Origin of the sequence: Paenarthrobacter sp. CCNWLY172 (genome assembly GCF_037402035.1) — a bacterium.
GTDB lineage: Bacteria > Actinomycetota > Actinomycetes > Actinomycetales > Micrococcaceae > Arthrobacter.
This window is the reverse complement of record NZ_JBBEGB010000008.1, coordinates 129,571-145,666: the sequence shown is the minus strand read 5'-3', so window position 1 is coordinate 145,666 and position 16,096 is coordinate 129,571. Positions and strand designations below refer to the sequence as shown.

The window sequence follows — 16,096 nt, the reverse complement described above, 5'->3', positions numbered from 1 at the left end:
ATGGACAATGCCGAAGTGATGAGAAACCGGCCACCTCGTTTTGGTCTGGGTGTTCAGAGTAAGAACGGACCCCACGGAACAGACCCGTTCTTTGAAGATTTACTGGCAGGAATGGAAGAAGCTTTAGATCTGGCAGGTGCCAGCGTATTCCTGCGGCAGTTCACCTCCTATGGAGAGGAACTGGAGGCTTATCCCCGATGGGCCGAAAGCGGTGACGTGGACGCCGTAGTCATTGCGGATTCCCAAGAGGACGATTCAAGGGCGCAACTCTGTCTGGAGCTTGGACTGCCCGTAGTCATCCTGGGTGGCCCACCCGTGGATGGCGCCTCCTTGGTTGATGTTGATAATTCCGGCGGGATGGAAATGGCCGTCACTTACCTCTCCGACTTGGGGCATAAGGTCATCGGACGGGTCTCCGGACCGGAGCACCTTCACCATACAAAGTCCCGCAGTGTCGCATTTGACCAAGCTCTTGAGCGACGCGGTGTCACGGGGCTGTCAATTGAAGGTGACTACTCGGCCGCTTCCGGGGATCTGCGGACACGGGAGATCTTGTCACTTCCAATTCCTCCCACCGCCGTCATTTATGACAACAGCATGATGGCCGTAGCTGGTCTGGGAGCAGCCAAGGACCTGGGACTGAAAGTTCCACGTGACGTGTCCTTGTTGGCTTGGGATGACGGGCCCGGTTGCCGGCTCGCCTCACCGCCTCTGTCCGTTCTCAGTCTGGATGTCCATGAGCTTGGGCGCACGGTGGCTGATGTTTTGATGGAGACATACTCGGGAGCAGTCCAGACGGTGGTCCATGTACCCACGGGCCGCATCGTGCAAAGAAGCAGTACGGCCGAGCCCGACGGCGCGGGATCCGGCCAGTCAGCAGACCCCGCGCACGGTCGGCGCACCTAAAAGCGCAGTGTAACCGCCTACACGCCTTGGACGTGCAGCACCAGCGCCTGGACAGGCCACAGCAGCGGAATCTGCAGGCCATCCCGGACCAGGACACTCCCGGGGAGCGTGATTTCACCGGCCGAAACCCACGGTGGAGTGATCCACCCATGCTGGGCTTCGCCGAGATCCTTCCGCACGCGCACCCGGTAACGCCGCGATAAATCCAAACCGTGCAGCCTGACCCGCTCCGGCAGTGCATCCTCCAGGGTGGCAACCGATGCAATGGTCCAGACGCCCTCACTCTGATCCGGAAGCACAGCTCCCGTCACCCGCAGGGCCGGATCAAGGACATCTGCATGCACTGACATTCCCGTGTGCAGCACATGACGCAGCTCCTTGTAGAGGGCACCAAAAGCGCGCACTGTTTCAAGCTCATCAGGGCCGCATTCCAGCAGGTTCCATTCGAAGCCCGCGGATCCCATCAGGCTGGTGGCGGCCCTGTAGGAGAAGTCCAAGGTCCGGCCGGAGCTGTGTGAGGTTGTGGGGCCAACATGGCCTCCCACCATCTCGGGCGGAAGCAGCAACTGTGTCCACCGTTGAATGTCCTGCCGCTCCACGGCGTCGTTGGAATCCGATGCCCACACCCTGTCAGCGAACTCGAGAATTCCCAGATCCGTGCGGGCGCCACCGCTGGAGCATGACTCGATTTCCAGGCCGGGATGGGTCTCCTTCAGCTCACGGATCAGCCGGTACGTGGCCAGGGTATGGTCGTGGATGCCGGGAAGTCCCGAATGCACGGATTCCACCAGGTCACGGTTGTGGTCCCATTTGATGAAGTCGATGCCAAGCTCGTCGATGAGTGAGTTCATGTGGCTCCGGACGTGCTCATAGGCCGCGGCGTTGGCCAGGTCCAGGACGTACTGCGTCCGCCAGGACAGCTCGTCCGGAGAAGCCCAAACGTGGTCCGGGTTGTGAAGCAGCCAGTCGGGATGCGCCCGCGCAAGGTCGGAGTCCAAGTTCACCATCTCGGGCTCGAACCATAAGCCGAACTGCATTCCCAGGTCATGGACTCGATGCGCCAACGGCCCCAGCCCCTCCGGCCACACGGCGGGATCCACCGTCCAGTCCCCCAGCCCCTTGGTATCGTCGCGGCGGGCCATGAACCAGCCGTCGTCCAGGACGAAACGCTCAACTCCCACTTCGGCTGCGCGTTCTGCCAAGCGCGTCAGTGTGGCCGGATCATGATCGAAGTAGACGGCTTCCCAGGTGTTGAGCACCAACGGCCTGGGGCTTCTGGGGTGTTGATCGCGTGAGCGCAGTGCCTCATGGAACCGTGCGGAGAGCCCGTCGAGCCCCGTATTCGACCAGGCGAACCAGGCTTTGGGGGTGCTGTAACTTTCACCGGGAGAGAGCCTGATTTCACCGGCCCGCAGCAGCTCGCCGGCTCCCAGGAGCGTTACGGTGTCCGTCATCCGGTCCGTACGGTAGGTGCAGTCGGCACTCCAGCCCAAGTGGACGGACCACATTTCGCCGGCACGGTTCCGAGGCTTGCCGATGCTCGCAATTTCCAGGTGGGGCGCATCGTGTCCGCCCCTGCCGCGTCGTGTTTCGCGGCTGACCGCACCGCGCGGCATGTCCGTGGTGTTCGGAGCTTTTTCCCTGGTCCATCGTCCGGTGAACGATGTCAGATGATCCGCGGTCTTCGGTAGCGGCAGTGTGGCTTCAACCCAATGTACGTCCAGCGGAGTTGTTCCTTGGTTGACCACGCGATGCGCCACCGTGAGGACGCCGCCGGGTGTCAGCACGAATGAGCTGTGGATTTCCAGGCCGCTGCCGGCATCGGAACCAGTGATAAAAGCCTCGTGTTCGTCGGCGGTGACCTCGTTGACGGTCCATCGCGGAAAGACCGGCCTTCCCTCTCGAGTCACTGCGAGCCCCGGCCGCCCTGCCCAGCCGTCGCCTTCCTGAGGAAGGATGCTGAGCTGCCATGCGGCGTCGAGCGTTCCGGGCGCCGTTTGGCGGCCACTGGCGAGGACCATCGCGTTGAGGTCCTCAGTGGACAATGGTCCGACGTCGGCGCCCCAGTGCAGCACGGAAGGAAGTCCTGTGGGCAGGTGGCGCAGGACGATGCTGACGCCGTCGCGGCGCAGCAACGTGAACGGCTGCACCTGCTGGATGGTGGCTGAGGGCTGAAGGGACTGGGACATGCTGTTCTCCGGATCTTTCAGGGGTTAAGGCTGGCAAGTTGGGGCTGGTTGGGTCGAGTAAGGAACGACGGCGGAACGGTTCTTCGGTCTCTGGTGTCACCAACCGTGCGGAGTACCTGTAATGACCCTCCGATCGCTGCGGCAAGCGAACCGTGTGAGGACAGGACCACGTCGATGGGTTGCAGTTCCCGGTTGAAGGCTGCGGCATTAACCGTCGCTGAGATGTTGTCCCGCAGGAGCGTACCCGCCGTGGAGAAGGCCGGCCCAGCCAGCACCACGGTGCTGAGATCGAAAAGGTTCACCAAGGTGACTGCGGCTTGCCCAAGACCGCGTGCGGCGTCCTCCAGCAGAAGCCGGGCGTCAAGGTCGCCGGCCACTGCGGCGGACGATATGCGTTCAAAGTCGCTCAGCGTTTCCGCCCGGTTGTCTTTGAGCCCCAGCCTGTCGCGAAGCGGACCATCCCGGACAGCGCGGGCTACCACTGCTGCAGTACCGCAAATGTTCTCCACGCAACCCCTGTTGCCGCACTCGCAGGGCGGACCGGAGGCGTCCAAGGAGATGTGTCCGATTTCTACCGTGTTGGAGCCTCCGCCTCGGTAAACCTCCTTGTTCACTACGGCCCCGCCACCGAGGCCACTTGCCATGTAGATCACTCCGAAGGACTCTGCGGAGACGTCCCCCAGCCATTGCTCACCCATGGCTGCGGCGGTGGCATCGTTCTCAAGAATGACAGGCAGCCCGGTCAGCCGTGACAGCGCGGGCACCAGCGGATAGCCGTACCACTGGGGAGTGGGACGTGGTGCCAGGAGAGTTCCTTCAATGCGGTTCTGGGGCCCATGTGTGACCAGGCTGATTCCGAGGACATTTTCGAACGGTATGTCCTCGGCTTCGAGGAGCTTGTGGATCTGCCCCGCGAGTATCTCCAGCATCTCCTTGGGAGCGTGACTCCCGGACCCTTGAAGGGTTTTCTGCGCCACAAGGCGCCCGGTGAAGTCAGTCAGGACCACGGAGCTGGTGCACCGATCCATCTGCACTCCCACTGCATAGTGGGCTTGGCCACGAAGCCGAAGGAGCCGCCTCGGCTGCCCTCCAGTGGAGCGCGCCTGCCCGGCTTCCTGAACCAATCCGTCGTCGAGCAATTCACGGATCACGTTGGTGATGGTTCCCGGCGTCAGGCCGGTAGCGCCAACAAGTTCCACCCTGCTAACTGTTCCGCGGGTGCGCATGATGTCCAGCAGCCTTGCCTTGGTGGAGGCCGTGGGCGGTGGATGCGTCGTGATGGTGGTCACCGTTTTCCTTTTCGGTTGGTCGTCTTGGATTCTTATTCAATAATAACTTGACTCACTTAATTTAATCACCTAACTTTTTCGTAGGCCGTGATCCACGGCACACAAAACCCCAGCCGGTCACAGTGGTCCGGCTAGATGAAAGGGATCAGAGATGCTCCTCACCTCTCGAAACCGGGCTTCCACCTCCCGGCGCAGCATGCTCGCTTTGGCCGCCGGCGCCAGCGCACTCGGCCTCCTCCTCAGTGGCTGCTCAGGCGGCGGAACCACTGCGGCCAACGACTCAACGCTGATCGCATACACCGGCCAGGCCGGCGACTACCAGATCAACTTCAACCCCTTCTCCCCCTCCCAGGTGGCCGGGCCGGGAGCCATCTTCGAGCCGCTCTTCTACCAGAACAAGGCATCAGCAGACGCCAAACCCGAGCCGCTCCTGGGAACAGAGTTTGCTTGGAACGCCACCGGTACGCAGCTGTCAGTCACCCTGCGGGACGGTGTGAAGTGGAGCGATGGCGAAGCTTTCACAGCGGATGACGTAGCCTTCACGTTCAACCTGCTCAAGCAGCATCCGGCCCTGAACAGCCTGGGCTTCAAGGGCACCGTGAACGTGGTGGACCAGAACCACATAACGTTCGTTTGGGACACTCCGGCCTTCGTCACCGGACCGGACATCCTTACCCAGGCCGTGATCGTTCCCGAACACATCTGGTCCAAGATCAACCCCGAAACCGATGTGGTGGAAAAGCCTGTGGGAACTGGCGCCTACCAGTTGGCCGATTTCAAGCCGCAAGCGTTCACCCTCAAAGCCAACCCCACCTACTGGGGCGGCGAACCAGCCGTCAAGAACGTCCGGTACATCGCACTTTCGGGCAACACCGCCGGCGCAGACGCCATCGCCTCGGGCACCATCGACTGGCAGACAGGGCCCGTTCCGGACATCCAAAACGTGTCCAAGAACTTCCCCAAGTATGAAAAACAAACAGTCGCCCAGAGCCAGCAGGTCCTCGCCGCCTGCGCCAACGTCCAGCTCGGCTGCACGGGGCCGCAAACGGACTCTGCCGTCCGCAAGGCCCTCTACCTGGCCATCGACCGGACCCAGCTCAACAAGCTGGCCTACGAAAACACGGCCTCACCCATCTCACCCTCCTTCGCCCTGACAGATACGCAGTCTGAATGGATCTCGACGGCTGTCAAACCCGCCATCGCGCCGGAAACGGCGGATGCGTCGTCTGCGCAGAAGACCCTGGAGGCAGCCGGCTGGGCCAAGGGCAGTGACGGAATCTACGCCAAGGACGGCCAGAAGCTGACTTTGACCGTTGAAGTTGTCACCGGCTGGACGGATTACATCACGGCGATTCAAACCATTTCAGAGCAGGCCAAGGCGGCAGGCATCGACGTTCAGGCTTCACAGTCTTCCTGGAACGAGTGGACTGACAAGCGAACCAAGGGCAAGTTCCAGTTGGCCATCGACTCCCTCTACCAAGGCCCTGCCGCGGATCCGTATTACGTCTACAACTACTTCTTCTCCTCCGCCACCTCCGCCCCCGTGGGGCAGTCGGCAGGAACCAACTACTCGCGCTACTCGAACCCCTCCGTTGACGCGGCCCTGGAAACAGTCAAGAACCTCCCGTTCGACAACAAGGAAGAACGGCAGCAGCAGTTCGACATCATCCAATCGGCGATCGTTGAGGATATGCCGTACATCCCCGTTGTCACCGGCGGCACCACGAGCATTTGGAACAAGGCAAAGTTCAGCGGCTGGCCGAGCGAGGACAACATGTACGCCTTCCCCGCTGTGTGGTCCCGTCTGGATGCAGCGCAGGTCTTCAAGTCCCTCAAGCCTGCCGAAGGCTAAATCGTGAATTACGTCATCCGAAAACTGGGCTTCTACGCCGCTGCCCTGTGGGCGGCGCTGACCCTGAACTTCATCATTCCCCGGCTGCTGCCCGCAAACCCCGTAGACATTTTGTTGGCAAAGCTCCAGCAGCGGGGAGGCAGCATCACCGGAGAGACCCGAAAGTCCTACGCCATCCTCCTGGGCGGCGACGATACCCAGCCCATCCTGGCCCAGTACTGGACCTACTTGGTCAACATCTTCCAGGGTGATCTCGGCGTATCCATCAGCTACTTCCCGGCCAAGGTTACTGACGTGATCGGAGCATCGATGCCCTGGACCGTGATCCTGGTGGGTGTTTCCACCGTCATCGCGGCACTCCTGGGAATTGTGCTCGGAGCCTTGGTTGGCTGGAAGCCTGGCACCTGGTTGGACTCGTTGGTTCCAGCAACCACTCTCCTTGCAGCTGTTCCGTACTTCTGGTTGGCCCTGGTCCTGGTGTACATCCTTTCCCGCGGACTCGGACTGTTCCCGGGACAGGGCGGCTACAACGTGGTCCTGGACCCCGGATTCAACGGACCCTTCATCCTGTCAGCCATAGAACACGCCATCCTCCCGGCACTAACAATCGTCATCGCTTCCCTCGGTGGATGGCTGCTCGGCATGCGCAACATGATGGTCTCCACGTTGTCCGAGGACTATGTCCTTACGGCGCGGGCCAAAGGGCTGCCAGATCGCTGGATCCTCCGTAACTATGCCGCCCGTAACGCAGTCCTCCCATCCGTAGCCGGCTTTGCCATCTCGTTGGGGTTCGTCGTCTCAGGCTCCGTGGTGACCGAACAGGTGTTTTCCTACCCGGGAATCGGATCCCGGTTGCTGGCAGCAGTAACCAACAACGATTACGCACTCATGCAGGGCGTGTTCCTCTACATCACCATCGCTGTCCTGGCAGCGAACCTCCTGGTCGACCTCCTCTACAGCCTGGTCGATCCCCGCACACGGGCCAGGGGCTAAGGAGCAGATTCACATGACCAACATTCAATCCATGACAGGGCAGACGCAAGCCAGTCCCACGGAGGAACTTGCGAACATTTCCCGCGGCCGGGGCCAGCGGCCCAAGCCGGCTTGGCGGCTCATGCTCCCCACTCCGACTCCCTGGCTGATCACGGGCCTCATCCTGATCGGGTCAATCATAATTTTTGGAGCCGTCGGTCCGTTATTGGTGGGCGACCCCGCCGCCATCAGCAATACAGGACTCAGCGGCCCCTCTGCTGACCACTGGCTGGGCACCACTCAAACCGGCCAGGACGTCCTGGCCCAACTTGCCCACGCAACCCGCGGTTCACTGCAGATCGGTTTCCTGGTGGGCGTCCTTGCCACCCTGCTGTCAGCGTTCTTCGGTATTTATGGCGCCTACATCGGCGGGTTCGCCGATGAAGTCTTCTCCCTGCTCTCCAACGTGTTCCTGGTGATCCCCGGCCTCCCGCTGGTCATCGTCATCTCCGGCTTCGTTCCCCGCGAAAGCCGCGGTCTGTGGACCATTGCAGTGGTGCTGGCGTTGACAAGTTGGGCGGCGTCGGCCCGCGTGCTGCGGGCACAAACACTGTCCGTGCGGAACAGGGATTACGTTGCAGCTTCCCGGGTGTCCGGCGAACGCGCCTGGCGTGTCATCGCCGTCGAAATCCTCCCGAATCTCTTGCCGGTGCTGGCTTCCCAGTTCGTGTTCGCGGTGATCGCCGCGATCCTTGGCGAAGCCGGATTGTCATTCCTGGGACTGGGCGCATCCAGCTCATCCACGCTCGGAACCATGCTGTTCTATGCGCAGAACGGCTTTGCCCTGCCGTTGGGAGCCTGGTGGTGGTTCCTGCCGCCGGGCCTGATGATCGCGTTGTTCGGCATGGGACTCTCACTGATCAACTTCTCCATTGACGAGATCATCAATCCGAAGCTCAAGAATGCCCGCTTGGCGCGTAAACGCGCACGCCAAGCAGCCCGGATCCAGAAGAAAGCAGTGACGTCATGAGCGCCGATCTCTCCTTGGAACACGCACCCGTGGTGACGTCCCGCGGGCCTGTCCTGACGGTCCGGAACCTAAGTGTCGTGTACGAAACGGAGCATCCTGTCCCCGCGGTCAGGAACGCAAACTTCCAGCTTGGCCGCGGTGAAATTCTGGGCCTTGCAGGAGAATCGGGCTGCGGCAAAACCACCCTGGCCTATGCCATCAACCGCTTGCACCAGCCGCCGGCCCGCATTTCGGCCGGCCAGGTCACCTTCCACGACCGCGACGGCCAGGACATCGACCTCCTTGCCCTTGAAGACGAAGCACTCCGCCGCTTCCGCTGGTCCAAGCTGTCCATGGTCTTCCAAGGTGCCATGAATGCCCTGAACCCCGTCCGCACTATTGGCGATCAATTGGATGACACCTTGCGGGCGCATCACCAAAGCCTCCGGAAGGCAGCCCGCCAAGACCGGTGCGCAGAGGTCCTCACGCTTGTGGGGGTAGATCCGAAGCGCGTGCGTTCATACCCGCATGAGCTGTCAGGTGGAATGCGGCAACGGGTGATGATCGCCATGGCCATGCTGCTGGAACCACAGGTCATGATCATGGACGAACCCACCACAGCCCTTGACGTGGTGGTTCAACGGGACATCCTCCGGGAAATCGTGCGGCTGAAGGAAGAGCTGAACTTTGCCGTCATATTCATCACCCATGACCTGCCATTGCTCTTGGAAATCAGCGACCGAATCGCAGTGATGCTACGCGGGGAAATTGTGGAACTGGATACGGCCGAGGCCCTTTACCGTTCCGCAGCACACCCTTACACGCGTAAGCTGCTCGCCTCATTTCCCAGCCTCAGTGGCGGCAGAGGGGCATTTATCCGTTCCGGCGAGGACTCTGACTTTGACCGGGACAATAACTTTGAGGAGCAGCCATGACGTCTGTCTCAGTGACCAACCTGACCAAGGACTACGCACTGCGGGAAGGCATCCGACGGCGGAACTTGAGGGCGGTGGATCGCGTCAGCTTCGATCTGTTGCCGGGCAAAACGGTGGCCCTCGTAGGAGAATCAGGATCAGGTAAGTCAACCATTGCCAAGCTGCTGACAAAGATGGAGAAACCGTCCTCCGGCACCGTCTCCGTGAAGCTGGATGACAAGACGCCAGTTCTTGGATCGGTCTATCGCCGGCATGTTCAGATGGTGTTCCAGGACCCGTTTGCGTCGTTGAATCCGTTCCACTCGATCGAGCACCATATTGCCCGCCCCCTGAAGATTCACGGCAGGACGCGGACGGCGTCCGAAACGCATCAGCGTGTCCTGGAAATGCTGGAACGCGTCAATCTGACCCCTGCGCAGGTCATCGCAGCCAAGCGGCCCCATGAGCTTTCGGGCGGACAACGCCAACGCGTCGCCATTGCCCGGGCGCTGGCTCCCGGAGCCCAAGTCCTGATAGCCGATGAGCCGGTATCCATGCTGGACGTGTCCATCCGCTTGGGCGTATTGAATCTCCTGGGCAGGCTGCAGCGGGAGGACAATCTGGCCGTTCTCTACATCACGCACGACCTTGCCACGGCCCGGCACTTCTCCGACGAAATCCTGGTCCTTTACCGGGGAAGGGTGGTGGAGCGAGGGCCATCAGATGATGTCATCCTCAATCCGCAACACCCCTATACCCAGCTCCTGGCCCAAGCTGCCCCTGATCCGGAACGACTCGGGAAGGTGGCCGCCAGCGAGCTCCCCCCGGATCGTGACGCCATAGACAACACCGTGTGCTTCAACCACTTCAGCAAACGGTGGGTTCACATGGATGAAATCAGCGCAGACCTTTCAACTCTCGAACACCGCTAGGACACATGATGATCTCCACGCCTTTGAACGCAGGATGGACCGTATCGCCCGTTGCAGGCCCGGTACCCGCCAACTTTCCGGCACGCATCCCGGCCGAAGTGCCCGGTTCAGCACACACTGACCTGCTCCGAGCCGGGCTCATCCCGGATCCCTACCTGGATGACAATGAAAAGAAGCTGCAGTGGATGCACCACGTCGACTGGCGCTACGAACTCCCCTTGACGCTGTCTGTTCCGGCTCCGGAAGAGCGCGTCGACCTGGTCTTCGACGGCGTGGACACCGTCAGCAGCATTGCCCTGGGAACGCACGAGCTGGGGCGTACGGCCAACATGCACCGCTCCTACCGTTTTGATGTCCGGTCCGCTTCGAACGGCACCGAGCAGTCCTTGGCTGTGACCCTCCGATCCGCCACCGCCTACGCCGAAGAACTCCGCGAGCGCTTGGGTGACCGTCCCAGCGCCTACCACCCTGTGCCCTTCAACTTCGTCCGGAAGATGGCCTGCAGCTTCGGCTGGGACTGGGGTCCTGACCTTAGGACTGCAGGGCTGTGGAAGGAGGCAAGGATCGAGCGCTGGTCCGTGGCGCGGCTCGCCCAGGTCACTCCTTTGGTGACGGTCACCGCCGAGGGCACCGGGCAGGTGGAGCTTCGAATATCTGTTGAGCGTTCGGGCTTGGGCCAGGCAGGCGCACTCACCTTGGCTGCCACCGTACTGGGGCAGGCAGTCACAGCGACCCTTGCTGCCGATAGTGATTCCACAGTCCTCACGCTGGACGTGCCCAACGCTCCGCTGTGGTGGCCTGCAGGGTACGGCGATCAGCCATTGACGTCCCTGCAACTCAGCCTGCAAGGACCAAGCGGCGAAGAGCTGGATTCCTGGGAACGGCGGATCGGTTTCCGTACCGTGCAGGTGGACACCAGCGAGGACGAAAACGGAACTGCATTTACCCTGATCGTCAATGGGAAAGCTGTTTTTGTTAAGGGCGCAAATTGGATCCCGGATGATCACCTGCTGACGCGGATCACACGCGACCGGATCAACCGCCGCCTGGATCAGGCCCTCGGCGCCAACATGAACCTTCTACGCGTGTGGGGTGGAGGCATCTATGAAACCGAGGACTTCTACTCGGCATGTGATGAGCGCGGAATCCTGGTGTGGCAGGATTTCCTGCTCGCCTGCGCCGCATACCCGGAAGAGTCACCGGTCTGGGATGAGATCGAGGCCGAGGCACGCGAAAACGTTGTGCGGCTCGCTCCCCACCCCTCCTTGGTGATCTGGAATGGCGGGAACGAAAACGTGTGGGGACACGAGGATTGGGGGTGGAAGGAAGAGTTGGCAGGCCGCAGCTGGGGAGATCGCTACGCCCATGAGCTCCTGGGTGCCATTGTGGCCGAACTCGATCCTACGCGCCCGTACTGCGATAACAGCCCCTACTCCCCCGATCGGAAGCCGGAGCACATCCACCCCAACCACCCTGACCATGGAACACATCACCAGTGGGAAGTCTGGAACAGGATTGACTACTCCGAGTACCGAAACGAAGTGCCGAGGTTCTGTTCGGAATTCGGCTTCCAGGGCCCGCCCACTTGGCGGACGCTGAGCGACTTCGTGCACGCGAACGACGGCGGCCCGCTGGCTGACGCTGTCAGCCCCAAAGATGACCCGGTCTTCCTGGTGCACCAAAAAGCCGACGACGGCAACGGCAAACTCGACCGTGGCCTTGCCCCGCATCTGGGCATCCCGGCCGATTTCGAGGACTGGCACTGGGCTACACAGCTCAACCAGGCCCGCGCTGTTCGCTACGCCATTGAGCACTATCGCTCCTGGTGGCCGCGCACCGCCGGCGCCATCGTCTGGCAGCTCAATGACTGCTGGCCAGTGACCTCGTGGGCAGCAGTGGACTCCGAGGAACGCCCCAAGCCGCTCTGGCATGCGCTTCGCCTTGCCTACGCACCACGGATCATTTCCCTTGGAGACCGCGACGGGCAGCTGTCCGTGTCCCTGGTGAACGACACGGACCAGCCGTGGGCCGGAGCGCTTGCCTTCTCCTTGCAGACCCTGGGTGGCGAGGTGCGGAACCACCACGAAGAACAGGTTGAGGTCCCTGCCCGTAGCGTCCTCTCCTTGCCGGTTGGGCAGGCACTCCAGACACCGCAGGACCCGTCCAACGAAGCCCTCACCGTGGGCTTGGGGCCGGAACTGGTTGTCCACACTTTCGTGGAGGACATCGATCTGCAACTCAACCCGGCCCCGCTGGAAGCCTCGGCCAAAGCCGTAACCGGTGGCTACGAGGTCACCGTGAAGGCTCACTCGCTGGTCCGCGACATCACCGTTCACGTCGACCGTGTGGATCCGGCTGCCAGCATCGATCACGCCTTGGTCAGTTTGCCCGCGGGAGCGGAATGGACCTTCACGGTAATGTCCGACGTCGAAGGTTTGGACCCTGCTGAGTTCATTTCTTCCGGGGTGCTGAGGACGGCCAACGAACTGCGGGCCGTAACCACCCAGTCGCTCGGCTCAACTGCTTCAAGCAGCGCATAGAGGCCAGCAATGACACATCAATTCAGGGCAGAACTTGCAACGGGTGGCCGCAACCGGGCAATCAGCTCCGGGTGGCACATGCGCCTCGTTGAGGGACCAGCGCCCCGCGGCGTATCGGGGCAATTGATCCCTGCGTCGCGGCCTGGAGCCATTTCCCAGGACCTCTCATCAGTGGGACTCCTGTCCAAGGCATCCGAGTCCGGGGCTTACGGGTCGGTTCAATCTGCGGATTGGGTGGCGCACTGTGGATGGGAATACAGCGTGGACTTCCCCTGGCGGTCGTCAGGGGAAGGCAGGGCCAAGCTGATCTTCCACGGCCTTGCCCCTACCGCCTCGGCAAGCATCAACGGCCATGCCCTGCAACCCGGCCCCGGTCAGGATCCGGCATTCCACGACGTTGACGCATTGCTCCTGAACGGCATCAATACCCTCAAAGTCACCCTCACTCCGGAAGCTCCACCCGTGCCCGCGGGCGCGAACAACCCCACCAGCTGACCGAAAGCAACTCCTGTGATCTCTCCTTCCACCGTCGTCGCCATTGACGGCGGTCAGTCTTCCATCCGCGCCAGGCTCCTGGCCGGGACAACCACCGAGTTGGAGCGGGAGTTTCCGCCGCTCCGTACCAGCGCGCCGCTGATGCCCCAGCTCGAACGCGTTATCCGCTCGGTCCTCACCAACCGACCGAGGCAAAAAGTGCACGTTGCTGCGGCGCTTTCCGGGCTAACCCCGGATAACGTCGACGCCGTAGGAGTATTGCAGGCCTGCGAAGATCTCGGCGTCACGGCAATCCGCCTGGCGCATGACTCCATCTCGGGTTACCTCGGCTGCCTCGGCGGGCGCGGTGGTGCAGCGTTGGCCGCTGGCACCGGCGTCGTGACCCTCGCTACCGGCCCGGCCGGGTACTCGCGCGTCGACGGCTGGGGAAACATCATGGGTGACGCCGGAAGCGGGTACTGGATTGGGCGGGCTGGCCTGGACGCCGCCATGCGGGCACATGACGGCCGTGGCCGTCGCACCGCGATCCTGGACATCCTTCGCCGGGACTTTCCCGACGTGGAGACGGCGTACATCGACATCCAGTCCAATCCCGAACGAATTTCCTTTGTTGCTTCCTATGCCCGGGCAATCATAGATCTCTCGGACCACGACGAAGTCTCGGCCCGGATTGTTGCCCATGCCACCGATGAGCTGGCCCTTTCCGTAGGAGCCAGCCTGCGCAATACCGGGTGGGCTCCCGAGGACAGTCCTGCGATCAGCTGGGTGGGAAAGATCCTGTCCAACCCCAAGGTTGCCTTGCCCCTGAAACACAAACTCAAACAGGCTTGGCCATCTGCGGAAATACTTGCACCCTTGGGTGGCCCCTTGGACGGAGTTGCCCAGCTCGCCACTCTTCCGCCGGACCACCCGCTCCACCCACAGTTACACTCGGCGACTCTTCAGGGCCTGTCGTAGCAGGACCTCCACCCATACATCTGTTAGGACCATTACGTGCATTTACTGACCGGAGCCCGGCGCTCCTATGACTGGGGATCCACCACGTCCATGCCCGAATTTCTTGGCACCGATCCTGATGGCAAACCCTTTGCCGAGCTATGGCTGGGAGCGCATCCGACGGGGCCATCTACTATCACCGGGCCCAAAGGAACGGAGGGCTTGGACGAGCGGGTGGCCCAGGACCGGCTCGGGAATCTCGGGCAAAGGGTTGATGCTGCCTTCGGACGCCTGCCGTATCTCGTGAAGCTACTGGCACCCGCCAAGCCCCTGTCCATCCAGGTGCATCCCACGCGCGAGCTGGCAGCGAAGGGTTTCCTGGAGGAGGAACGGCAGGGCATCCCCCTGGACGATCCCCACCGCACTTTCAAAGACACGAACAACAAGCCTGAAATGGTTTATGCCATCTCACATTTCGAGGGGTTGGCGGGATTCCGTCCGCGACAGGAGATAGCCCTGCTCCTTGAGGAAATCGCCGGACCGCTGGAACCAGCACGGGATCGGCTCAGCATCGGTCCGGGTGAACATGGCATGAGGCTGATGCTGGAGACACTGGTGGGATTGTCCCAGGCGGACATCCAGTCAGTGCTGGAAATCGCTGCGTCATTAGCCCCGGCGCATCCACATCCAGTGGTCCGGGCCGCCTGCGACACTGTGGGCGAACTGGCCAACGCCTATCCGGGCGACGTCGGGACCGTCGTTTCCTCGGTCCTGAACAGGGTGCACCTGGCACCTGGCGAGTCGATGTTCCTCGCTGACGGAGTTCCGCACGCATATTTACGTGGTTTCGGCCTCGAAGTCATGGCCAACTCCGATAACGTCCTCAGGCTGGGACTGACAAGCAAACACATCGACATCGAGGCAATGCTGGGGGCTGTGGACTTCTCCTCCAGCGGCTTCGACGTCGCCTCCACGCCGAAAGATGCCGCCGCCCACACCTTCCGGCCACCAGTCCCCGATTTCGCGTTGAGCATTGCCCGTCCCGGAGAGACCGGCAATGACAGCATCACTTTGCCGGGCAACGGTCCCCGCATTCTGGTGTGCCTCGACGGCAGCGTTACAGTGATGACGGAGGCCTCGGCAGAGACCTGCACCGTAAGCAGGGGGCAGGCACTCTTTGTCCCGGCGACGGAAGGCGGAATCCACGTGGCAGGCCTTGGCGAGGTAGCCCAGGCCTTTGTACCTTGATGAATCAGCCTACATAATCGTGAGCTTCATCCCTCTGGCCTGCCCAGGCGTCCTCTACCACGGTCACCAACCGGACTATGTCCGGGGCTCCAAGGGCAGTGGCAAAGCAAAACGGCGCCCGACGGTGTCGCCCCTATACTCAGGAGGTGATTTCCCTGACCCAGATTGGCGCCACCGCCCTTGCCTGCGTAGTTCTCATCGCCCTTCCTGGACCAAGCGTCATGTTCGTTGTGGGAAGGGCCCTGACATTTGGGCGAACCAATGCAGTCTTGAGCGTTCTGGGGAACGCCATAGGTTGCTATCTCGCGGGAGTCGCCGTCGCGCTTGGCTTGGGGCCACTGCTGGAGCGCTCTGAATTTCTATTCCAGACCATCAAGTGGGCGGGCATTGCATATCTGATCTGGCTCGGAGTGCAGGCCCTCCGCAAAGCTGGCTCCGTCACTGACACGGCACCTGCCACCACAGGCTCCAAGTCCCGGTGGGAGGCTATACGCACCGGGATCATTGTGGGACTGACTAACCCCAAGAGCTTTGTGTTATTCACTGCGGTCGTCCCTCAGTTCATCAATCCCGCCGCAGGAAACACAACCCTTCAGATTCTGCTGCTGGGCCTCATCCCGCTGTTTATCGGCTTGGTCACGGACACTACGTGGGCCCTCCTGGCCAGCCGGGCACGCGCCTGGCTGGCCAGGTCACCACGGAGGATGACCATCGCTGCGCGTGGCGGCGGCATCTCAATCCTCGGCGTCGGAGTCTCACTCGCCTTGAGCGACACCCGCCCCTGACCCGGGCTTCAAACCGGACTCCCCCATGC

13 protein-coding genes are annotated in these 16,096 nt (G+C 61.8%); 11 read left to right on the top strand and 2 right to left on the bottom strand.

The genetic code is table 11. The annotated features are described in order from the left end of the window. A complete protein-coding gene (locus WBN73_RS14225) occupies positions 1-906 on the top strand; it encodes a LacI family DNA-binding transcriptional regulator (RefSeq protein ID WP_307843795.1) in 906 nt (301 codons plus the stop codon). A 17-nt stretch (positions 907-923) separates the two neighbouring features. Here WBN73_RS14225 and WBN73_RS14220 read toward each other — a convergent pair whose 3' ends face one another. Together WBN73_RS14220 and WBN73_RS14215 are read right to left on the bottom strand one after the other, a co-directional pair. Beyond that, positions 924-3,095 carry an alpha-galactosidase gene (locus tag WBN73_RS14220; RefSeq protein ID WP_337340576.1) on the bottom strand — a complete coding sequence of 724 codons (2,172 nt, stop codon included), beginning with the start codon at positions 3,093-3,095 and terminating at the stop codon, positions 924-926. A gap of 17 nt (positions 3,096-3,112) precedes the next feature. Next, entirely contained in the window at positions 3,113-4,384 is a 1,272-nt protein-coding gene (locus tag WBN73_RS14215) for an ROK family transcriptional regulator (RefSeq protein ID WP_337340577.1), read from the bottom strand. Between the two features lie 151 nt (positions 4,385-4,535). Here WBN73_RS14215 and WBN73_RS14210 point away from each other — a divergent pair, with 151 nt between their 5' ends. The 10 genes from WBN73_RS14210 (at position 4,536) to WBN73_RS14165 (ending at position 16,067) form a co-directional block, all read left to right on the top strand. Next, positions 4,536-6,236, top strand: coding sequence for an ABC transporter substrate-binding protein (locus tag WBN73_RS14210; RefSeq protein ID WP_337340578.1), 1,701 nt, complete (start codon positions 4,536-4,538; stop codon positions 6,234-6,236). Between the two features lie 3 nt (positions 6,237-6,239). Continuing rightward, positions 6,240-7,229 (top strand): ABC transporter permease, encoded by a 990-nt coding sequence (locus WBN73_RS14205; RefSeq protein ID WP_337340579.1) that lies wholly within the window; start codon positions 6,240-6,242, stop codon positions 7,227-7,229. Between the two features lie 13 nt (positions 7,230-7,242). Further along, positions 7,243-8,238 carry an ABC transporter permease gene (locus tag WBN73_RS14200; protein ID WP_337340580.1) on the top strand — a complete coding sequence of 332 codons (996 nt, stop codon included), beginning with the start codon at positions 7,243-7,245 and terminating at the stop codon, positions 8,236-8,238. Continuing rightward, positions 8,235-9,152 (top strand): ABC transporter ATP-binding protein, encoded by a 918-nt coding sequence (locus WBN73_RS14195; RefSeq protein WP_178995633.1) that lies wholly within the window; start codon positions 8,235-8,237, stop codon positions 9,150-9,152. The genes WBN73_RS14200 and WBN73_RS14195 overlap by 4 nt, the downstream gene beginning before the upstream one ends. Continuing rightward, complete coding sequence (locus WBN73_RS14190) at positions 9,149-10,063, top strand: ABC transporter ATP-binding protein (RefSeq protein WP_337340581.1); 915 nt, start codon at positions 9,149-9,151, stop codon at positions 10,061-10,063. Before WBN73_RS14195 ends, WBN73_RS14190 begins: the two co-directional genes overlap by 4 nt. A 5-nt stretch (positions 10,064-10,068) precedes the next feature. After that, positions 10,069-12,603, top strand: a complete 2,535-nt coding sequence (locus tag WBN73_RS14185; protein WP_337340582.1) for a glycoside hydrolase family 2 protein — start codon at positions 10,069-10,071, stop codon at positions 12,601-12,603. Between the two features lie 9 nt (positions 12,604-12,612). Beyond that, positions 12,613-13,098: a glycosyl hydrolase 2 galactose-binding domain-containing protein gene (locus WBN73_RS14180; protein ID WP_337340583.1), complete on the top strand. Its 486-nt coding sequence runs from the start codon at positions 12,613-12,615 to the stop codon at positions 13,096-13,098. A gap of 15 nt (positions 13,099-13,113) precedes the next feature. Then, positions 13,114-14,055 carry a BadF/BadG/BcrA/BcrD ATPase family protein gene (locus tag WBN73_RS14175; protein ID WP_337340584.1) on the top strand — a complete coding sequence of 314 codons (942 nt, stop codon included), beginning with the start codon at positions 13,114-13,116 and terminating at the stop codon, positions 14,053-14,055. Between the two features lie 36 nt (positions 14,056-14,091). Beyond that, the gene (gene manA / locus WBN73_RS14170; protein ID WP_337340585.1) at positions 14,092-15,282 is read left to right on the top strand and encodes a mannose-6-phosphate isomerase, class I; all 1,191 of its coding nucleotides are present in this window, start codon (positions 14,092-14,094) and stop codon (positions 15,280-15,282) included. A gap of 146 nt (positions 15,283-15,428) precedes the next feature. After that, complete coding sequence (locus WBN73_RS14165) at positions 15,429-16,067, top strand: LysE family translocator (RefSeq protein WP_218652594.1); 639 nt, start codon at positions 15,429-15,431, stop codon at positions 16,065-16,067. Positions 16,068-16,096 lie beyond the last annotated feature (29 nt).